The following is a 20,517-nucleotide window of genomic DNA, read 5'->3' as shown; positions in this document are numbered from 1 at the left end:
TTAAATTGAGCTATCAAGGACGCCACGGCAAGCGTAGCGATCACATCTAACAGCAAAATTTATTCCAGCCACACCCCATTTTGACCGAGTACATCCTTTCGTCAGGCGTACTGTGCGGCCGCGTAACCTGAGGCCCACGCCCATTGGAAGTTAAAGCCACCCAGGTGACCGGTTACATCCAACACTTCACCAATAAAGTACAAACCAGGGCTTTTCAGCGACTCCATGGTCTTGGAAGACACTTCCCGCGTATCCACCCCACCCAGCGTCACCTCGGCGGTGCGATAGCCCTCGGTGCCCGCCGGCACCAGTTGCCAACTGCCAAGCTTTTGCGCGATATCGGCAATCTCGGCATGGGTGTACTGCTTCATCGGCTTGGACACAAACCAGGTTTCCGCCAGCAGGTTGGCCATCTTCTTGGTGAAGATCTCACCCAGCAGGGTTTTCAGCTCGCTGTTAGGGCGCTCGGTCTGTTGCTGTTGCAGCCAGCTGTGGGCGTCGTGGTCGGGCAGCAGGTTGATCTCCACCGTGTCGCCGGACTCCCAGTACGAGGAAATTTGCAAAATCGCCGGCCCGCTCAGGCCGCGGTGGGTAAACAGGATGTTCTCGCGAAAGCTCTGGTCGTTGCAGCTGACCAGGCAATCCACCGAGGTGCCAGACAGCTCTGCGCACAAGTCCTTGAGCTGGTCGGTGATGGTGAACGGCACCAGCCCGGCGCGGGTTGGTAGCAGCTCATGACCGAATTGTTTGGCGACTTGATAGCCGAAACCGGTCGCGCCGAGGGTTGGAATCGACAAGCCGCCCGTGGCAATCACCAACGACTCGCAGCGCAGCTCACCCAGCGTGGTCTGCAACTGGTAACCACTGTCGACTTTGGCGATCTCCTGGATCGAGGTGTCCAGGTGCATCTCCACGCCCGTCTGGATGCACTCGTCGAGCAGCATGCCGAGGATGTCGCTGGATTTGTTATCGCAGAACAGCTGGCCGAGCTTTTTCTCGTGGTACGGCACGCCGTGCTTGGCCACCAGGCCGATAAAATCCCACTGGGTATAGCGCGCCAGGGCGGACTTGCAGAAGTGCGCGTTGTGCGAAAGGAAATTGGCCGGCTCGGTGTACATATTGGTGAAATTGCAGCGGCCACCGCCGGACATCAGGATCTTCTTGCCGGCCTTGTTTGCATGGTCGATCAGCATCACCTTGCGCCCACGCCCGGCGGCGGTCAGTGCGCACATCAAGCCTGCGGCGCCGGCGCCAATGATCACAACTTCGGTCGAGCGCACAGCAATGTCCTCACAAAATATCGATCTGAAATGCAATCAAATGTGGGAGCTGGCTTGCCTGAGATGAGGGCGGCCCATTCAACCTATTCAGTGAATGTGCCACCGCTATCGCAGGCAAGCCAGCTCCCACATTTTGATCTCTATATAGCTTGAGAGCTTTACAGGATCCGCACGCGCAACGAACGGCCTTTGATCTTGCCGTCATTCAAACGCTGCAATGCCTGCTTGGCGATCCCGCGCTCCACGGCCACGAATGCCTGGAAATCAAAGATCGCGATCTTGCCAACCTGGGCCCCCGGAATGCCAGCATCACCGGTCAGCGCGCCGAGGATGTCGCCTGGGCGAACCTTGTCTTTGCGCCCGGCAGCAATGCACAGGGTGCTCATCACCGGCAGCAACGGACCACCGCTTTGCGGCTTGAGGTTGTCCAGTTGGTCCCAGTTCAACGGCGACTTCTGCAACTGCTCGATCGCTTGGGCGCGGTGCGCTTCGGACGGTGCCACCAGGCTGATCGCGATGCCGGTCTCACCGGCGCGCCCGGTACGGCCGACGCGGTGGATGTGGATTTCCGAGTCGCGGGCCAGTTCGACGTTGATCACCATGTCCAGCGAGTCAATGTCCAGGCCACGGGCGGCCACGTCGGTGGCAACGAGCACCGAGGTACTGCGGTTGGCGAACATCGCCAGCACCTGGTCACGGTCGCGCTGTTCCAGGTCGCCATGCAGGCCAACGGCGGAAATGCCCTTGGACGTCAGGTGATCCACGGTTTCCTGCACTTGCTGCTTGGTAAAGCAGAACGCCACGCACGATGCCGGGCGGAAGTGCGCCAGTACCTTGGTCACGGCGTCCATGCGCTCTTCCGGCGAGATCTCGTAGAAACGCTGCTCGATCTGGTCGTCGGAGTGGAAGGCTTCGGCCTTCACTTGCTGCGGCGCGCGCATGAATTTCGAGGCCAACTGCTTGATGCTCACGGGATAGGTGGCCGAGAACAGCAGGGTCTGGCGGCGCGGCGGGGTCTTGCTGATGATGTCTTCGATGGCGTCGTAGAAGCCCATGTCGAGCATGCGGTCGGCTTCGTCGAGGATCAGCGTGTTCAGGCCGTCGAGTACCAGCGAACCCTTGCGCAGGTGCTGCTGGATACGGCCCGGGGTGCCGACGATGACGTGGGCGCCGTGTTCCAGGGAAGCGATCTGTGGGCCGAGGGACACGCCGCCGCACAGGGTCAGCACCTTGATGTTGTCTTCGGCACGGGCCAGGCGACGGATTTCCTTGGCGACCTGGTCGGCCAGCTCACGGGTCGGGCACATCACCAGCGCCTGGCAGCCGAAGTAGCGCGGGTTGATCGGGTTCAACAGGCCGATGCCGAACGCGGCGGTCTTGCCGCTGCCGGTCTTGGCCTGGGCAATCAGGTCCAGCCCTTTGAGGATCACCGGCAAGCTTTGCGCCTGGATCTGCGTCATCTCGACATAACCCAGCGAGTCGAGGTTAGCCAGCATGGCGGCGGACAGGGGCAAAGTATTAAAAGCGGTGGCGATGGTAGTCACGGGACTGGCTCTGCAAAACAAAATGTCGCGCAGTGTACCAGCCTCGTGGGGATTTCCCTGCAAGTTCTAGACGAGAAGCCTGTTAATGCTCGATGTGCTGCTCCGGGCTGGCCACACGTTTGCCGTCTTTTGGCGACAATTGCAGGAAGATCGCCGCCGCCAGCATCGCCATGATGCCCACGGTGAGGAAGGTCAGCTGGAAGGCGCCGAGTACGCTTTCCACACCATCGTTGCCGGTTTCGGCCGTAAACCCACCCAGCAATGCACCGGCGCACGCCACCCCGAGGCTGAGCGACAGTTGCGCCACCACCGACAGCAAACTGTTGCCGCTGCTGGCCTGGGCGTCATCAAGGTCGATCAACGTGACGGTGTTCATTGCGGTGAATTGCAGGGAGTTGATCGCCCCCAGTACCGCCAGCATCCCCAGCAGCAGCGGGTACGGCGTGTTTTCAGTGACCAGCCCCATGCTCGCCAGCATGATGCCTAGCGCCAGGGTGTTGCCGGTCAGCACGATGCGGTAGCCCAGGCGTTCGATCAGCGGCCTTGCGACGGACTTGGCAAACATCGCCGCCGCCGCCAGGGGTAACATGCTCATCCCGGCTTCCGACGGCGAATAACCCAGCGCTACCTGCAACAGCAGCGGTACCAGGAACGGCAGGGCGCCGCTGCCCAGGCGCGCAAACAGGTTACCGAGAATGCCCACGGCAAAGGTACGGGTCTTGAACAGCACCGGCGAAAACAACGGGTTATCGATATGCCCGGCGCGTAGCCAATACGCCGCGAGGCAGGCAAACCCGCCGAACAGCAGCAACATCACGCGCAGGTGCGGCAGGTGCAATTCGCCCAGGCCTTCCATGGCGATGGTGATCAGCACCATCGCGGCGCCAAACAACAGGAAGCCGATCCCATCGAATCGCGTGCGCTCACTGCCGCGCAGGTCGGGGATAAATTTCCACACGGCGTAGCAGCCGATCATGCCCACCGGCAAGTTGATCAAGAAGATCCAGTGCCAGGTCAGGTATTGCACCATCCAGCCGCCCATGGTCGGCCCGAGCAACGGGCCGAGCAGCCCAGGGATGGTAATGAAGCCCATAATACGTACCAGTTCGGAGCGGGGGTACGCGCGTAACACCACCAACCGTCCCACCGGCAGCATCAGCGCACCGCCCAACCCCTGGATCACCCGTGCGCCCACCAGCATGCTCAAGCTGCTGGACAAGGCGCACAGCAGCGAGCCAATGCTGAACAGCATGATTGCGCCGAAGAAGATTTTCTTGGTGCCGAAGCGGTCGGCGATCCAGCCCGAGGCCGGGATCAGCAAGGCGACGGTGAGCATGTAGGCGATCACCACCCCTTGCATGCGCAGCGGGTTTTCCGCGAGGTCCCGGGCCATGGCCGGCAGTGCGGTGTTCAGGATCGTCCCGTCCAGCGACTGCATGAAGAAGGCAATCGCTACTACCCACGGCAGCCAGCGGGCGGTCTTGGCATCAAGCGGAACGCGGTTGGGCATGGAAAACCTTTTGTTAGCAGGCTATGTGTTGGCGATTATGCGCCATCCGTCGCTCCTTTTCCCACCAGGAAATCCAGCAGTTCGCGGTGCACCGCCACGGCGGCTTCGCTGGATTCGAGGTCGAGCAAATGCCCAGTATGTTCGGCCACAGCAAAGCTGCTGCGCCCCACGTAGTGCTTGAATAGCTGCGCCTCGGCGGCGGGGGTGTATTCGTCCAGCGCGCCGTTGAGGAAGTGCACCGGTGTTTCAATCTGCTTGAGTGCCGGCAGGTAGTTGCCATCACCCAAAGCCAGTACCTGGTGGATATGAAAACGCGCCTGGCGATATTCGGTGGTCGCCATGCTCGACAGGTGCCGATGGTTGTTGCGCTTGAGCCGAGGTGACAGGTATTTGCCCACGGTTTCATTGAGCAAGTGGCCGACGGCAGACTTGTCGTCGGCCTCGATCAATACGCGTACACGCTCCACATAGTCGAGCATGGCTTGGTTGAGGTTGGGCGCCAGGGCCATCACTACCGAGCTTTCGATGGAGGGTGGGTTGTGCGCCAGGGTCAGCAGCGTGGAGATACCGCCCCACGAGGCCGACACCAGATGGTTGACCTGGAAGCGCTCGACCAGGGCGCGCAGGATTTGCACCTCGTCGTCCTTGGTCACCAGGTCGAGGTCAGTGTTGTGCTCGCGTGAGTAGCCGGAGAATGGCAAGTCGAACAGCAACACATTGAAGTGTTCCGCCAGGCATTTGCTGGTGCGCGCAAATGAGCGCGTGGTGGACAGCGCACCGTTTACCATCAGTACGGTCTTCTTTTCCGAATCGTTTCCTAGCTGCTCAACATGAACGTTGTAGTGCTTGAACAGCTTTTCAATGACAAAACTTCCATGGTTCATGTCAACGCTCCAGCTTGCCGTTTACCAGGCAAGGTCATGCATCACGTGCGGGCACGTGGGGTGGTTGGCGGGATGCCACCAACCGTTATAACGGGGAATCTGGAGGCGAACAACCGGGCAAGCGGCCAATTTTCGGAGGATGAGACGGTTCTTCCAGGCGCAAGGAAATTACCTGTCGGACACAACGCCCCAGCAGGCAAGCGGGGATATTCAAACCAGGATCAATGCAACCGGGGCGCTTTCCCAATCCGAGTTGGCAAGTCGTCTCCTAATGCCCCACAGATCCATATGACCATCAACGACGGCAACCGAATGCCTGGCGTCGGCGAGCGTGCCGATTGCACCGTTTTTCAATGCCTCCACCGTGCCCCGGCGAAAGTGCTGCTTGAGCCCCAGGCGCGTTAACGCTTCGCCAGGGTGTTCACCGTCGTTGAGTGTCTGCATCGCGGCGTCAAAACTGCGCACGGCCCGGCCGTCATTATTTTCGAGCTGGGCGCGCTTTGCGCTGGCGGCATACAAAAAAATCGCATGCTGCAAGACCGTGCCCCTGCCGAGGAATCCTGCTTTGTCTCCTGCCTGCCTAAGCTCTTCATGGGTGAGGGAGACACTGACGTTGTCTTTCATCAAGATCTTGTAGCCTGCAGGGGTCTTTGTCACCTGGTTGAAAATCCCCCTCGGGTGACTGCCGAACTTGACCATTGCCGCTTTGATGGCAGAGACGGTGACACAATTTCCCTCGGCGACTTGAAAGAAGTCGCCCCATATATTTTTGGGTCGAATACCCGAATCGGTCACGGAGCGGGGTGGGATGGCTGGGTTTTCATCTCCTTGAGTGTAATAAGCCTCGTACTGACCGTTGTTCATGTGGCGGTTATTGACGCGACTATTGTCGTAGGGGATGGCGAAGTTTGAGTTAACAGGCGAAGCGATGTTGAGCTGCATAAGTGAGTGGCCCATGAATGATGTTGGATTGAGAGACCTTGGCATAACCGTTGATTACACGAGTTGGTACCCATGTGTTTGGGTTGCACCTTGCTCGGGCAGTATTTTCCCTACTTTGGCCAACAGGCCGTCCTGGAATAACCCGCCGGCGTTGCTTCCAATCATCAACACCAGGCCCTGTGCATCACCCGCCCGCTCTACGTATTTCATGGAGCGAGTGACGCCCATGCCTTCCAGAATGTTTTTGACGGTACGACCGTGAAGGTTGCCCTCCAGTGCTGCCTCGAAACTGAGCCCGAAGGAAGGGCGGGGCGGTTGAAGTTGTTGGCGCTTGATATACGCAGCGAAGATGAAATGTGCATCCTTGAGCAGCCCTTCGTCCTTGCCCAGGAATAACGACTGCTCACTGGCAAGTTCCAGTTCCGCGCGGGAGAGCTGCAGTTCAAATCCATCCCTGAAAGTGACTTGGTAACTATTGTCTGTGAACGTCACGCGTGAAAAGACATCGGTCGGGCTTTGCCCGAATCGGGACATCAGTAGCTTGATGACATCGGCATGAGTGGCTGTCTCGCCTTGGAAGCCATAAGGCCTTTGTGTGTGGAACCCCAGCAAGGGGTCATCGGGTTTCTGTCCGTTCCTTTTTGAAGACAGGTCAGGAAGCGCCTTGGCGGTCTCAACCTCGGCATCGGGCTCAGGATCCAGCTCGAAGGTGAACGGTTTAACGGCGGCAGTGGGGGCCAGGGGCGGCGGTGAGCGGGGCGGCTCCTTGAGTACTATGAAACTCTCTATCCATTTGGGCACCGGCTGCTTATGCCCGTACGATTCCATGGCGCCGTCCTTTATCATGCCGCGCTTATGCCCGAACACTTTCATGGCCGGCACGGCGACCTGGTTTCCAGCGGTCTGAGACCACACGTGTTGCAGCTGGTAGCCGAGTCCCAACAGTGTCAGGGCCGCATGCCCGCCGATGCCGTCGTCGGCTGCTTGCAGCGTCGCCCCGAAACTCTTTTTATGCAGGTCGATGCGATAGCCAATTTTTTCCTGATCGAGTTCGGCTTCGACGTGTTTGCGCTTAATCATGACTGCAAACATAAAGCGTGCGTCTTTTACCATCCCCGCGTCATTGCCTGAGAACTTCGCATAGTCTCCTGCCTGCGTTAACTCTTTGTGGGAGATATGCAGTTTGAAGCCATCCTTCATGGTGATGTTGTAACCCTGTCCGGTGGCGGCTACTTCATCGAAGACACTCAACGGGCTTTGGCCGAGTCCCGACATGGCGGCTTTGATTCCCGCCACCCAATCATCGTGGTCGTCAGCGCCCATAAAGGGATAATGCTCATACGTTGCATACAACCCTGACCAGAGGTCATCGGGTGGCTGATGTTTGCCTTTATCAGAAAAGAATGTTTTTTCCGCTGGCGGAAACCGTGACGTGTCTGAAGTTGACGCGTAACGCTGATAAGTCATGGGAGCGTGCTGAAAGCGACTGGGTTGTGACGAGTAGCCGCTGAAGAGCGGTGATATTCCTAAGTGCATGGGCGTTCTCTGACCGATGGAGTGACGCTCAGTCAGTGGCCAGTGGCAGTGATGCGTTCCGGTTGCCTGTGAGGTGATGCGTTACCGGAGGTGAATGATCGGATATTTTGAAATAAGACTGTTCCGAGATGCAGGGGTGTTTGCCTATATCTCGATGCAGGAGAAATCCCTTGCAGGAGCCGGGATGCCGGTTCCTGCAAGGGATGGGTCTAGAGGGTCAGGGTCAAGCGTTTGATCAGGGCGCCCGGCAGCAGATTGGAAGCGGTGTTGCGCTGGCCATAGGTGCTGGCCGACAACAGCAGTTCCCGATCGGCGGTCAGGGCTTCCAACTGCGAGCCGAGCAGGTTGTAGACGCTGTCATCAAAGCGCATGGTGCTGACCGGCGCCTTGATCTCGCCGTCTTCCACCCAGAAGGTGGCGAAGCGCGTCATGCCGGTCAGGCGTGCCGCCGGCAGGTCCGAGTAGTTCAGGTACCACAGGTTGCTGATGTACAGCCCGGTGCCCAACTGCTTGAGAATATCGGCCTGGGCCAGGCTACCGGCAGCCATCTGCAAGGCGCTGGGCGATTCATCACTGCTCGCGCCATTGGTGCTCAAGCCGTATTCGGCAGCGCTGCGTGAGTTGACCAGTTGGCCATCGGCTTTCCCCGCCTTGATCAGCGTGACATCGCCGCGTGGGTAACCTTCGGTGGAAAACGCCTGGCTCAGGGAACCGCTGATCTGTTCAGCCACCGTCACCAGCGGGCTCAGGGACTGTTCGCCGGCATACAGCTTTTGCAGCGAGCTGCCCTTGCTGGCGATGGCCTGGGCGGAAAACCCGCCCCAGGTGATGAGGCTGATGATTTCTTCAATCGCCGCCGGGGCGAGGTAAGCGCGGTATTGTCCAGGTGCCAGCTTGTGCAGTGGGCGGCCGAGGAACTCAAGCTGTTCGCGGGCCTGCTGGAAGCGCGCGGCAAACTCGGCGCTGTCCCAGGTGTGTCCGGCGTAGCTGGCTTTCACCGCTTCGCCATTGGCGTGGAACAGGCTGAAATCGAAGTTGAAACTATTGGCCTGGTGCCAGCCGAAGGCGCCCGACGAACTGGCGAAGCCTCGGCTGATGGGGCCCGCCGCATAGAAACCGACCAGGTCGACGCCTTGCGCGGCCTGGCTGATCTCTTCCAGTACCTGAGCCAGTGCCGGCAGCGGTCGGGGGTGTGCGTTGTTGCTTTGCCAGGCGTTGTGGTTCAGCAACAGGTACGGATCCTGGGGCAGCAACGGCAGGGTTTCACGCAGCTGTTTCAGGCCAGCGGCCAAGCGTTGGCGGTCCAACTCCGGCTCGCCGGCGAGGGTGATGCCCAGGTCGGCGTGGCGGCCGTCGTTGATCAGTTTCAGGTTGACGCTGGCCTGTTGCACCTGGCCGGCCTGGCGCACCTTGGCGTGGTTGAAGCGTACGAACTCGGACGCTTCATCCGCATAGCCCAGGTGGAATTGTTCGCGATCGGTGATGGCGTGCTTGAGCCACTCCACCAATGCCTTGAAGTTGTTCATCAGGCGTCTCCCCCAAATACGTCGACATCACTGAATACGCAGGCGGGCGACGCATGGCCGACGCGGATCACCTGGTTAGGTTCGCCTTTGCCGCAGTTCGGTGTGCCCAGGACCTTGAAGGTGCTGGCATCGCCAACCGCACTGAGATTGCGCCAGAAGTGTGCGGAAATAGCCCGGTAGTTGGGGTTCTTCACCACACCTTTCAGCTCACCGTTTTCGATCAACTGGCCCCATTCACAGCCGAACTGGAATTTATTGCGCGCATCGTCGATGGACCATGAACGGTTGGTCGACATCAGGATGCCGTTTTCTATGCCGCCGATTAGTTGTGCAAGGCTCTTGTCGCCAGCTTCGATGTTGAGGTTGGCCATGCGGTCGATGGGTGCACGGTTCCAACTGCTGGCCCGGCTGTTGGCCACGCCTGGCATGCCGGAGCGGTATTGCGACAGCGCCCCGCCCAGCGGTTTGAGCAACCGCCCTTCGCGGATCAGGAACTGCTTGCTGGCGCGGGTGCCGTCGTCGTCATGGCGGTAGCTGGCGAGTTGCTCGGGGATGTCTGGGTCGAACGTTACATTGAGCAATTTGGAGCCGTATTGCAGATGGCCGAAGTCGCTGGCCTTCACAAAACTGGTGCCGGCGTAATTGCGCTCGTCCCCCAGAATGCGGTCCAGCTCCAGCGGGTGGCCGATGGATTCGTGGATCTGCAGGATCATCTGATCGGGCATCAGCAGCAGGTCGCGCGGGCCGTTGGGGGTGTTCGGTGCGAGCAGCAGTTGCAGGGCTTCGTCGGCGATGCGTGGCGCGGCACCGATCAGGCCGAAGCGGCTGATCACCTCAAAGCCGCCTTGTTGGCCGAAGTTGCTGCCGCCCAGGGTGCGGCTCTGGCTGTCATTGCCGTCATAGGCCGTGACGTTGACGCCGGGGAACACGAAGCGCTGGGCCTGACGCAGTTCGGCGCCCGCGTTGTTGAGGTAGATCTGCTCGACGTGGGTCAGGCCGAGGCTGACTTCCCAGTTCACCAGGCGCTCGTCCTTGGGCACGGCGGCGGATTCGTCACCCAGCAGTTGGTAACAGTCGCTCAAGGACGGGAAGGGTTGGTCAAGGTCGGGGGACAGGTAGTCCGCCACATCGCTGGAGACGTGCTGGTCGCGCAGGTCGAGCAGCGCGTGGGGCTTGATCAACCGGGCTTGCTGTTCGGCACGCGCAAGGGCGGCTTGCAGGCCAGGCAGGGAAATGTCGTGGGTCGCGGCGTAGGCTTCCACGCCATTGAGACGCACGGTGAGCATGGCGCCTTCGTCGTGGTTCAGGTGGGGTGGTTCGGCGACGTTCTTGCGTACGGCCAGGTAGTGGCCGGACTCGCGCACGTAACGCAGGGAGAAAAATTCGGCGGTGGTGCGCAGGGCACTGAAATGCTGTTTGAGTGTGGCGTGGTGGTCGAACATGGGGCCTTCCTTGTGGGCGGCTCGTCGCGGGCAGGCAGACAGAGTAGCTGATCAAGGAGAGGTTTTGCAGTGAATGGTCGGGCCCCTTCGCGAGCAAGCCCGCTCCCACATTTTGACCGTGTGAACCCGATCAAATGTGGGCGCGGGCTTGCTCGCGAAGGGAGCACCGCGGTGTATCAGTTACTGCGCAGTCGGGCCCACTTCACGCATCGGCTTGCCACGCACCGGCGCATCGCCTGCCACGTAGTAGTCGGCGGTGCTGCGCGGCAGCGGCTGGCGGCCACGGATCTTGTCGGCGATTTTCTCGGCGATCATGATCGTCGGCGCGTTCAGGTTGCCGGTGGTGATGATCGGCATGATCGACGCATCGACCACACGCAGACCCTGCATGCCATGCACGCGGCCTTCGCCATCCACTACAGCCATCTCGTCGGTGCCCATCTTGCACGAGCAGGACGGGTGGAACGCGGTTTCGGCGTGCTCGCGGATGAACTTGTCCAGTTGCTCATCGGTTTGCACGTCGATGCCCGGGCTGATTTCGCGGCCACGGTACGGGTCCAGCGCCGGCTGTTGCATGATTTCACGGGTCAGGCGGATGCCGTCGCGGAATTCCTGCCAGTCCTGCTCGGTAGCCATGTAGTTGAAGAGGATGCTCGGGTAGTCCCGTGGGTTCTTCGACTTCAACTGGATGCGGCCGCGGCTTGGCGAACGCATGGAACCCATGTGCGCTTGGAAACCGTGTTCTTTTACGCCGTTGCTGCCGTTGTAGTTAATCGCGACCGGCAGGAAGTGGTACTGGATGTTCGGCCATTCGAATTCCGGGCGTGAACGGATGAATCCGCCTGCTTCGAACTGGTTGCTGGCGCCGATGCCTGTGCCGTTGAACAGCCATTCGGCACCGATCGCCGGCTGGTTGTACCAGAGCAGCGACGGGTACAGCGACACCGGTTGGGTGCACGCATATTGCAGGTACAGCTCAAGGTGGTCCTGCAGGTTTTCGCCGACGCCCGGCAGGTCGTGTACCACCGGGATGTCGAGGCTTTCCAGCAGTTTGGCCGGGCCAACGCCGGAGCGTTGCAGCAGTTGCGGCGAAGCGATTGCGCCGCTGCACACCAGCACTTCCTTGCGAGCGCGGGCTTCAACGCGCTCTTCGGCTGCGCCGATCAGGTAACGCACGCCAACCGCACGCTTGCCTTCAAACAACACTTTGTCGGTGAGGGCGTGGGTGACGATGGTCAGGGTCGAACGCTTTTTAGCCGTGTCCAGGTAACCGCGCGCGGTGCTGGCGCGACGACCGTTAGGCGTCACGGTACGGTCCATCGGGCCAAAGCCTTCTTGCTGGTAGCCGTTCAAGTCTTCGGTACGCGGGTAACCGGCTTGTACGCCAGCCTCAACCATCGCGTGGAACAGCGGGTTGTTGCCGGCTTTAGGGGTGGTCACGCTGACCGGGCCATCGCCGCCGTGCCAGTCGTTCGGGCCGATGTCACGGGTTTCGGCTTTGCGGAAATACGGCAGGCAGTCCAGGTACGTCCAGTCTTCCAGACCTGGCAGTTTCGACCAGTTGTCGTAGTCCATGGCGTTACCACGGATGTAGCACATGCCGTTGATCAGCGAAGAACCACCCAGTCCCTTACCGCGACCGCATTCCATGCGACGGCCGTCCATGTGTGGCTCTGGATCGGTCTCGTAGGCCCAGTTGTAGCGGCGGCCTTGCAGCGGGAAGGCCAGGGCGGCTGGCATCTGGGTACGGAAGTCAAGACGGTAGTCGGGGCCGCCGGCTTCCAGCAGCAGAACGGTGACGCCTTCGTCTTCGGTCAGACGGGTCGCCAGGGTGTTACCGGCGGAACCGGCACCTACAATGATGTAATCGTATTCTTGGGACATAAATGCACCCTCTATTGAGATGGTCAGGAGAGGCGAGGGCTTCGCACTCATCGCGGGCAAGCCCGCTCCCACAGGGGAACGCATTCCAAATGTGGGAGCTGGCTTGCCTGCGATGGCGGCCTCGCAGGCAAAACCAGGCTCGGGTTTAGAACACCGAGGCGTAATCGCCCAGCTCAACCTGTACCGATTTGATGCGGGTGAAGTTGTTCAGCGAGCTGATCCCGTTCTCGCGGCCCACACCGGATTGCTTGTAGCCACCCACTGGCATCTTGGCGTCGGACTCGCCCCAGGCGTTGATCCAGCAGATACCCGCTTCCAGTTGATGAATCACGCGGTGGGCGCGGTTCAGGTCCTTGGTCACCAGGCCGGCAGCCAAGCCGAAGTCGGTATCGTTGGCGCGGCGGATCACTTCTTCTTCGGTCTCGTAGGTGAGGATGCTCATCACCGGGCCGAAGATTTCTTCACGCACGATGACCATGTCGTCGGTGCAGTCGGTGAACACCGTTGGGGCCACGAAGGCGCCTTTGGCGAAGTCGCCGTCGGTCAGGCGGTCGCCGCCGCACAGCAGGCGGGCGCCTTGCTCTTTGCCCTTGGCGATGTAGCCCAGCACGCTTTCCATGTGGGCAAAGCTGACCAGCGGGCCGAAGTTGGTGTTGTCGTCTTCCGGGTTGCCAACGCGGATGCGCGCAACACGTTCAACGATCTTGGCTTCGAACGCCGCCTGCAGGTGTTTGGGTACAAACACGCGAGTGCCGTTGGTGCAGACCTGACCGGAGCTGTAGAAGTTGGCCATCATCGCGATGTCAGCCGCGCGATCCAGGTCGGCGTCTTCGAACACGATCAATGGCGACTTGCCGCCCAGTTCCATGGTCACTTCTTTCAGCGAGGAGCTGGAAGCGCTGGCCATGACTTTCTTGCCGGTGTCGGTGCCGCCGGTGAACGAGACTTTCTCGATGCGCGGGTGCTCGGTCAGCCAGGTGCCGACTTCACGGCCGCTGCCGGTCAGTACGTTGAACACGCCAGCCGGAACGCCGGCTTCGGTGTAGATCTCGGCCAGTTTCAGGGTGGTCAGCGAGGTGACTTCGCTGGGCTTGAAGATCATCGCGTTACCGGCGGCCAGGGCCGGTGCGGATTTCCACAGGGCGATCTGGATCGGGTAGTTCCACGCGCCGATACCCGCGACCACGCCCAACGGCTCGCGGCGGGTGTAGACGAACGACGTGTCGCGCAGTGGGATCTGCTCGCCTTCGATGGCCGGCACCAGGCCTGCGTAATACTCCAGTACGTCAGCGCCGGTGACGATGTCGACGTACTTGGTTTCGGAGAAGGACTTGCCGGTGTCCAGGGTTTCCAGCGCGGCCAGTTCATCGTTGCGCTCGCGCAGGATGTCGACGGCACGGCGCAGGATGCGCGAACGCTCCATGGCGGTCATCGCCGCCCAGATTTTCTGGCCTTTTTCGGCGCTGACCACGGCACGTTCAACGTCTTCTTTGGTTGCGCGTTGCACTTGGGCGAGAACTTCACCGTTAGCCGGGTTGATGGCTTCGAAGGTGGCATCGCTGCCAGCGTCGCTGTAGCCGCCGTCAATGTAGAGTTTTTGCAGTTCGAAACGGGCCATAAAGTCCTCGCAAGTGCATAAGTGGTTGGCGTTAACCGCCGAAAAGTGAGCCATAAGGGTGTGGCAACACTGAGCGGCAGCAGTTCAGGGGTTGAGCGGTTATGTGTGCTCTAACTCACCTGCTTGGCCAATTGGAAATCCATGTATTCGTAAGCGATCCGTTGCGCCTGTTCCGTGTCGAAAGCGTCTCCCGACAGGGCGCCGCGCAACCATAAACCGTCGATCAGGGCTGCCAGGCCTCTGGCTGCTTTGCGTGCGTGCGGCAGTGGCAGCACTCGGCGGAACTGGCAGCACAGGTTGGAATACAGACGTTGATCGTTGATCCGCTGCAACCTGTGCAATGACGGGTGATGCATGCTGGTGGCCCAGAAGGCCAGCCAGGTTTTCATTGCCGGTCCGTTGACCTGGCTGGCGTCGAAGTTGCCCTCGATGATCACCCGAAGGTGCGCCCGTGGGCTGTCGTCCTTCAGCGCAAGCCTGCGTTCGTGGACGTTCTCGATCAGCGCGTTCATCAAATAGCGCATCGTCGCTGCAATAAGGCCGTTCTTGTCCTTGAAGTAGTGACTGATGATGCCGTTCGAGACGCCGGCCAAACGGGCGATCAGCGCAATGCTGGCATCTCCCATCCCGACCTGATCGATCGCCGTCAGCGTGGCTTCGATCAACTGCTGGCGGCGTATGGGTTGCATACCGACCTTGGGCATGTAGCACCTCTCCTTAGGCCTGCCGACGAGCGATGAACGTTCGTCGACTTGAAGGCCAGTCTATTTTGTTTTGATTGAACGTTCAATCAACAAAGAATAAGCTCTGCGACAAATGGTCGCTGCCTACAGGTATTTCCTACAAATGGGCGGCGACATCTGACACCTGCGAAAACCCCTGAAACGGGCCATATATGGGCCTGGCACCGCCTCGGCGGGGCACAAGGATTTTCGGGGTGTCTTTATAACACCCGTCCGTCGACTGCCGAAAAATCGATGTTCCGGGATAACCGTTGCCTTGTTTTTCTCTCTCGCACTGCCCGGAGCATCTGCGCCATGAGTTCTGCCTCTCTTATAAAGACCCCGCCGGAAAAGGTCAGGGTCAACGGTTGGGTGTTCTACACCTCCACCGCGCTGATTCTGCTGTTGACTGCCATCCTGATCATCGCCCCGCAGGAGGCCGGGCGCATGCTCGGCATCGCCCAGGCCTGGCTGTCGAAAAGCTTCGGCTGGTATTACATGGTGGTCATCGCCGCCTACCTGGTGTTTGTGGTCGGCCTGGCGTTTTCGTCCTATGGCAAGTTGAAACTGGGCAGCAAGGACGACACCCCGGACTTCAGCTACGGCGCCTGGGCCGGCATGTTGTTCTCGTCGGGTATCGGCATCTCGCTCCTGTATTTCGGCGCTTCGGAGCCGCTCGACCACTACTTCAACCCGCCTGAAGGCGCAGCGGCCAGCAATGGCGCCGCTCGCCAGGCGTTGCAATTGACTTTCTTGCATTGGGGCCTGCATGGCTGGGCGATCTATGCCCTGGTCGGCCTGGCCGTGGCGTACTTTGCCTACCGTCACAACCAGCCGCTGGCCTTGCGCTCGGCGCTGTACCCGCTGGTGGGCGAGCGTTGGGTGAAAGGCGCGGCCGGCCACGCGGTGGACGGTTTCGGTATGTTCGTGACCCTGCTCGGCCTGGTGACCAACCTGGGGATCGGCGCGATGCAAGTGTCGTCCGGGTTGGAAAACCTGTTCGGCATGCAGCACAGCAACACCAACCTGTTGATCGTGATCATCGTGATGAGCACGGTGGCGACCATCGCTGCTGTGTCGGGCGTGGAGAACGGCATTCGCCGCCTGTCCAACCTCAACATCGTGCTGTTCAGCGGGTTGCTGATTTTCGTGCTGTTGTTCGGCCCGACCCTGCACTTGCTCAACGGCCTGGTGCAGAACACCGGTGACTACCTCAACGGCATCATCCTGAAAACCTTCGACCTCTACGTGTACGAAGGCGACGCCGACAAGACCGAACGCTGGATGGGCCTGTGGACGCTGTTCTATTGGGCCTGGTGGATTTCCTGGGCGCCATTCGTGGGCATGTTCATCGCGCGTATTTCCCGTGGTCGCACGGTGCGTGAACTGGTCGCCGGCGTGTTGCTGATCCCGCTGGGCTTTACCCTGGCGTGGCTGTCGATCTTCGGCAACTCGGCGTTGGACCTGGTGCTGAATCACGGTGCGGTGGAACTGGGCAAGACGGCGTTGGAGCAGCCGTCGATGGCTATCTACCAACTGCTTGAGCATTACCCTGCGTCGAAAATCGTCATCGGGGTGTCGATCTTTGTGGGCTTTGTGCTGTTCCTGACCCCGGCGGATTCTGGCGCGGTGATGATGGCCAACCTTTCCTGCAAAGGCGGCAATGTGGACGAAGACGCGCCGCATTGGTTGCGGATCTTCTGGTCGGCGGTGATCACCCTGGTGACTATCGGCCTGCTGTTTGCCGGCAACTTCGAAGCCATGCAGACCATGGTGGTGCTGGCGGGGCTGCCGTTCTCGGTGGTGCTGATCCTGTTTATGTTCGGCTTGCACAAAGCCATGCGCCAGGACGTGGCGATGGAACAGGAGCAGGCGCAATTGGCCGAGCGTGGCCGCCGTGGTTTCAGCGAGCGTTTGACCGCGCTGGACCTGCAACCGAGCCAGGGCACCGTGCAACGCTTTATGGACAAGCACGTCACGCCGGCGCTGGACGAAGCGGCGATTGCGTTGCGTGATCAGGGGCTGGAAGTGCAGACGTTGCTGGGTAAATCCAAGCGGTGCATCGGGGTGCGGATCGAGATGGAGGAGGGCAACCCGTTTGTTTACGAAGTGAGCCTTGATGCTTATTCGTCGGCGCCCAACGATGTGCCTGAGGAGGAGCGTACGCGTTACTACCGCGCCGAGGTTTACCTGCACAACGGGCCTCAGGAATACGACCTGATGGGCTTCACCCAGGAACAGATCACCCGGGATGTGCTCGATCAGTTTGAAAGCCATCGGCAACTCCTTGGCCGGGTCTATAGCTGATAGTTGAAACGAGCGGCGCCCTCACTGGCACCGCTTTCTTATGTCGTACATAGATCAAAATGTGGGAGCGGGCTTGCTCGCGAATGCGGTGTATCAGTGGCAGATGTGCTGACTGACACACCGCATTCGCGAGCAAGCCCGCTCCCACATTTGCTTTGCGGTGTGGCTTAACCCAGGTTTTTGCCTAAGAGCGCGTGATACAACTCACTGTCCCCCAGAATCCCCACCACCTTGTCATTGTCCCGCAACACCAACTTATTCCCCGTGTGATAGCGAATCTGCAGTGCATCACGCATGCCGATGTTCGAGTCCACCAGCGTCGGCACTCGACCCAAACCTTCCACCGGTTGCCCCGGCGCCCAGTTCTGCAGGTTCAACGGCGTGCCATTCTGGCGTGCGCCCTTGATGACGTTGCCTTCAGTCAGGTCCAGCCACGAGTCACCGCCCGGGTCCAGGCTGATCGAGCCGTTGACGTGGGTGCAGTTATCCACCGTGCGCATCAGGCTGCGACCGCACAACACATTCAGCGGGTTGGTATGCGCGACAAACGTGCGCACATAGTCGTCCGCCGGGTTCAGCACGATCTCTTCCGGCACGCTGTACTGGATGATCTTGCCATCCTTCATGATCGCGATTCGGCTGCCCAGTTTGAGCGCCTCATCAAGGTCGTGACTCACAAACACGATGGTCTTGCTCAGCTTGCGCTGCAGCTCCAGCAATTCATCCTGCAAGCCTTGGCGGATCAGCGGGTCGAGGGCAGAGAAGGGTTCGTCCATCAGCAGGATATCGGCGTCCATTGCCAATGCGCGGGCCAGGCCAACGCGTTGCTGCATGCCGCCGGAGAGTTCGTCCGGCTTCTTGTTGCGCCACTGGGTCAGGCCCACCAGCTCGAGTTTTTCATCCACCAGCTTGCGCCGGTCTTTCTCCGGACGACCCTGCATTTCCAGGCCGAAGCTGATGTTCTCGCGCACGGTCAGCCAAGGCATCAGGGCGAACTTCTGGAACACCATGGCGATGCGTTTGGTGCGCATCATTTTCAGCTCGGCGGGCGTGCAGGACGCGATGTCGATCTGGCGCCCTTCATGCTCCACGAACAATTGGCCACGGCTCACGGTGTTGAGGCCGTTGATGCAGCGCAGCAAACTGGATTTGCCGGAGCCGGAGAGACCCATCAGCACGCAGATCTCGCCTTTCTCGACATCCAGGCTGGCTTTTTCAACGCCGACAATCTGCCCGGTCTTTTTCAGGATCTCGTTACGGCTCATGCCCTGGTCCAGCAGCTTGAGCGCTTCGCGTGGGTCTTTGGAGAAGATTACGTCGACATTGTCGAATCGGATAATGCTCATGCATCACCCCCTACTTTAGCGTCGGGTTGTTTGCAGATGCGGTCGAGCATGATCGCCAGCAATACGATTGCCAGGCCGGCTTCAAAGCCCAGGGCAATGTCCGCTGTGTTGAGTGCGTTGACCACCGGTTTGCCGAGGCCGTCGGCGCCGACCAGGGCCGCGATTACCACCATCGACAACGACAGCATGATGCATTGGGTAATGCCGGCGGCAATGCTCGGCATGGCGTGGGGCAGTTCAATGCGCGAGAGCAACTGACGGCGCGAGCAGCCAAAGGCCTTGCCGGCGTCCATCAACTCTTGCGGTACGTCTCGGATACCCAGGTAGGTCAGGCGGATCGGTGCGGCAATCGCGAATACCACCGTGGAAATCAGCCCAGGCACCACACCCAGCCCGAAGAGGGTCAGGGTAGGGATGAGGTAGACGAAGGTCGGTACGGTCTGCATCAGATCGAGCACCGGCCGCATCATGGTGTAGAACATCGGTTTGTGCGCGGCAACAATGCCCAGCGGCACGCCGATGACCACGCAGACCAGGGTGGCGAACAGCACTTGCGCCAGGGTCTCCATGGTTTCCTGCCAGTACCCCAGGTTGAGGATCAGCAGGAACGAGGCGATGACAAAAACAGTCAGTCCCCATTTACGTTGAATAAAGTGAGCCAACAGCGCAATCAGACCGATCAATGCCAGCGGATTGAACCAGGTCAGCGCGAACGTCACGCCGTGGATCATCGTTTCCAGTGTCGATGCGATCGCGTCGAAGTAGTTGGCACCGTGTTGGGTCAACCATTCAACGAAGGCAGCGATGTACTGGCCTAGTGGGATTTTCTGTTCAGTCAGCATGGTAGTGAATGTCCACATGCGAAGAGGGAAAACATCCCGGGGCAGCGCACCGCCCCGGGGTCAGCGGTTGCTATTTGGCGAGGTAAGCTTTCACGGCGTCGAGCCCAGGTTTGCCGTCAACGGTGGTGACACCGGCGAGCCAGGTGTCGAGTACTTGAGGGTTTTTCTTCAGCCAGGCTTTCGCGGCGGCGTCGGGTTTCATCTTGTCGTCCAGGACATTACCCATCAGGGTGCTTTCCATGTTCAGGGTGAACGACAGGTTTTTCAGCAACTGGCCAACGTTGCTGCATTCCTGCGTGTAGCCCTTGCGAACGTTGGTGTAGATGGTGGCCTGGCCGTAGTTGGGGCCGAACGAATCGTCACCCCCGGTCAGGTACTTCATCTTGAAACGGGTGTTCATCGGGTGCGGCTCCCAGCCGAGGAACACGATGGCCTGGTCGCGCTTGGTCGCGCGTTCAACCTGGGAGAGCATGCCGGCTTCGCTGGACTCGACCACTTTGAAACCGGCGGTTTTCAGGCCGAAGGCGTCTTTGTCGATCAGTGTCTGGATGGTGCGGTTACCGTCGTTGCCCGGCTCGATACCGTAGATCTTGCCGCCCAGCTCATCCTTGAATTTGGCGATATCGGCGAAGTCCTTCAGGCCTTTGTTGTACAGCGCTTCCGGGACCGCGAGGGTGTATTTGGCGTTCTCCAGGTTGGCGCGCACGGTTTCCACGGTGCCGGCATCACGGTACTGCTTGATGTCGTTTTCCATGGTCGGCATCCAGTTGCCGAGGAAAATGTCCATGTTCTTGCCGTCGGCCAGTGACTTGTAGGTCACCGGTACCGAAATCATCGTGGTGCGTGGCTTGTAGCCCAGGCCCTTGAGAATTTCGCTGGTAGTCGCGGTAGTGACGGTGATGTCGGTCCAGCCGACATCAGAGAAGTTGACGGTCTGACATTGTGCCGGTTCTGCAGCATGCGCCACGACTGGCAAACTCAGCATGGCGGCCAACAACAACTGGGGTGAACCTTTCATCTGGGTAGACTCCTGTGTTTTTTCTGGCGGCATCTGCCGCGCTTTATAAGTGTTGCGGTTGGTGCGTGCGACAACAGCTCTGGCACGGTGCCTTGCAAACGAGTCGAGACTGATCA

At 59.9% G+C, this 20,517-nt stretch carries 15 protein-coding genes; 1 reads left to right on the top strand and 14 read right to left on the bottom strand.

The window, feature by feature from the left end; genetic code table 11:
- Positions 1-101: 101 nt before the first annotated feature.
- The 11 genes from HU722_RS27460 to betI form a co-directional block, all read right to left on the bottom strand.
- Positions 102-1,280 carry a BaiN/RdsA family NAD(P)/FAD-dependent oxidoreductase gene (locus tag HU722_RS27460; RefSeq protein ID WP_065871887.1) on the bottom strand — a complete coding sequence of 393 codons (1,179 nt, stop codon included), beginning with the start codon at positions 1,278-1,280 and terminating at the stop codon, positions 102-104.
- A 158-nt stretch (positions 1,281-1,438) separates the two neighbouring features.
- Complete coding sequence (gene dbpA, locus HU722_RS27455; protein WP_231982804.1) at positions 1,439-2,776, bottom strand: ATP-dependent RNA helicase DbpA; 1,338 nt, start codon at positions 2,774-2,776, stop codon at positions 1,439-1,441.
- 130 nt (positions 2,777-2,906) lie between these two features.
- Positions 2,907-4,334, bottom strand: a complete 1,428-nt coding sequence (gene mdtD / locus HU722_RS27450; protein WP_065871886.1) for a multidrug transporter subunit MdtD — start codon at positions 4,332-4,334, stop codon at positions 2,907-2,909.
- Between the two features lie 35 nt (positions 4,335-4,369).
- Entirely contained in the window at positions 4,370-5,218 is an 849-nt protein-coding gene (locus tag HU722_RS27445; protein WP_065871885.1) for an alpha/beta fold hydrolase, read from the bottom strand.
- Positions 5,219-5,428: 210 nt separating this feature from the next.
- Positions 5,429-6,160, bottom strand: coding sequence for a hypothetical protein (locus tag HU722_RS27440; protein WP_065880166.1), 732 nt, complete (start codon positions 6,158-6,160; stop codon positions 5,429-5,431).
- A 54-nt stretch (positions 6,161-6,214) separates the two neighbouring features.
- A complete protein-coding gene (locus tag HU722_RS27435) occupies positions 6,215-7,627 on the bottom strand; it encodes a hypothetical protein (RefSeq protein WP_186752966.1) in 1,413 nt (470 codons plus the stop codon).
- Positions 7,628-7,905: 278 nt separating this feature from the next.
- Positions 7,906-9,222: a TldD/PmbA family protein gene (locus tag HU722_RS27430; protein WP_065871882.1), complete on the bottom strand. Its 1,317-nt coding sequence runs from the start codon at positions 9,220-9,222 to the stop codon at positions 7,906-7,908.
- A complete protein-coding gene (locus tag HU722_RS27425) occupies positions 9,222-10,664 on the bottom strand; it encodes a TldD/PmbA family protein (RefSeq protein ID WP_065871881.1) in 1,443 nt (480 codons plus the stop codon). The genes HU722_RS27430 and HU722_RS27425 overlap by 1 nt, the downstream gene beginning before the upstream one ends.
- A 180-nt stretch (positions 10,665-10,844) precedes the next feature.
- Positions 10,845-12,548, bottom strand: a complete 1,704-nt coding sequence (betA, locus tag HU722_RS27420) for a choline dehydrogenase (protein ID WP_065871880.1) — start codon at positions 12,546-12,548, stop codon at positions 10,845-10,847.
- 145 nt (positions 12,549-12,693) lie between these two features.
- On the bottom strand, positions 12,694-14,166 hold the full coding sequence (betB, locus tag HU722_RS27415; protein ID WP_065871879.1) for a betaine-aldehyde dehydrogenase: 1,473 nt from the start codon (positions 14,164-14,166) through the stop codon (positions 12,694-12,696).
- Between the two features lie 110 nt (positions 14,167-14,276).
- A complete protein-coding gene (gene betI / locus HU722_RS27410) occupies positions 14,277-14,870 on the bottom strand; it encodes a transcriptional regulator BetI (RefSeq protein WP_065871878.1) in 594 nt (197 codons plus the stop codon).
- Positions 14,871-15,260: 390 nt separating this feature from the next.
- Here betI and HU722_RS27405 point away from each other — a divergent pair, with 390 nt between their 5' ends.
- A complete protein-coding gene (locus HU722_RS27405; protein ID WP_225930712.1) occupies positions 15,261-17,195 on the top strand; it encodes a BCCT family transporter in 1,935 nt (644 codons plus the stop codon).
- 167 nt (positions 17,196-17,362) lie between these two features.
- Here the strand turns inward: HU722_RS27405 and choV are convergent, their stop codons facing one another.
- From choV to HU722_RS27390, 3 genes are all read right to left on the bottom strand, one after another.
- Positions 17,363-18,541, bottom strand: a complete 1,179-nt coding sequence (choV, locus tag HU722_RS27400; RefSeq protein ID WP_065871876.1) for a choline ABC transporter ATP-binding protein — start codon at positions 18,539-18,541, stop codon at positions 17,363-17,365.
- The gene (choW, locus tag HU722_RS27395; protein ID WP_010207125.1) at positions 18,538-19,383 is read right to left on the bottom strand and encodes a choline ABC transporter permease subunit; all 846 of its coding nucleotides are present in this window, start codon (positions 19,381-19,383) and stop codon (positions 18,538-18,540) included. The genes choV and choW overlap by 4 nt, the downstream gene beginning before the upstream one ends.
- Before the next feature lie 70 nt (positions 19,384-19,453).
- Positions 19,454-20,401, bottom strand: coding sequence for a choline ABC transporter substrate-binding protein (locus tag HU722_RS27390; protein ID WP_065871875.1), 948 nt, complete (start codon positions 20,399-20,401; stop codon positions 19,454-19,456).
- Positions 20,402-20,517: the final 116 nt, after the last annotated feature.

Source organism: Pseudomonas tritici (genome assembly GCF_014268275.3).
GTDB classification, from domain to species: domain Bacteria; phylum Pseudomonadota; class Gammaproteobacteria; order Pseudomonadales; family Pseudomonadaceae; genus Aquipseudomonas; species Aquipseudomonas tritici.
The sequence above is the reverse complement of the archived record's forward strand: the minus strand, read 5'-3'. Positions and strand labels throughout refer to the sequence as shown.

Excerpts from the sequence above, each read along its gene's own strand:
- dbpA (WP_231982804.1), bottom strand. The coding sequence starts at position 2,776 with ATGCTGGCTAACCTCGACTCGCTGGGTTATGTCGAGATGACGCAGATC.
- mdtD (WP_065871886.1), bottom strand. The coding sequence starts at position 4,334 with ATGCCCAACCGCGTTCCGCTTGATGCCAAGACCGCCCGCTGGCTGCCG.
- HU722_RS27445 (WP_065871885.1), bottom strand. The coding sequence starts at position 5,218 with ATGAACCATGGAAGTTTTGTCATTGAAAAGCTGTTCAAGCACTACAAC.
- HU722_RS27440 (WP_065880166.1), bottom strand. The coding sequence starts at position 6,160 with ATGCAGCTCAACATCGCTTCGCCTGTTAACTCAAACTTCGCCATCCCC.
- HU722_RS27435 (WP_186752966.1), bottom strand. The coding sequence starts at position 7,627 with ATGACTTATCAGCGTTACGCGTCAACTTCAGACACGTCACGGTTTCCG.
- HU722_RS27430 (WP_065871882.1), bottom strand. The coding sequence starts at position 9,222 with ATGAACAACTTCAAGGCATTGGTGGAGTGGCTCAAGCACGCCATCACC.
- HU722_RS27425 (WP_065871881.1), bottom strand. The coding sequence starts at position 10,664 with ATGTTCGACCACCACGCCACACTCAAACAGCATTTCAGTGCCCTGCGC.
- betA (WP_065871880.1), bottom strand. The coding sequence starts at position 12,548 with ATGTCCCAAGAATACGATTACATCATTGTAGGTGCCGGTTCCGCCGGT.
- betB (WP_065871879.1), bottom strand. The coding sequence starts at position 14,166 with ATGGCCCGTTTCGAACTGCAAAAACTCTACATTGACGGCGGCTACAGC.
- betI (WP_065871878.1), bottom strand. The coding sequence starts at position 14,870 with ATGCCCAAGGTCGGTATGCAACCCATACGCCGCCAGCAGTTGATCGAA.
- choV (WP_065871876.1), bottom strand. The coding sequence starts at position 18,541 with ATGAGCATTATCCGATTCGACAATGTCGACGTAATCTTCTCCAAAGAC.
- choW (WP_010207125.1), bottom strand. The coding sequence starts at position 19,383 with ATGCTGACTGAACAGAAAATCCCACTAGGCCAGTACATCGCTGCCTTC.
- HU722_RS27390 (WP_065871875.1), bottom strand. The coding sequence starts at position 20,401 with ATGAAAGGTTCACCCCAGTTGTTGTTGGCCGCCATGCTGAGTTTGCCA.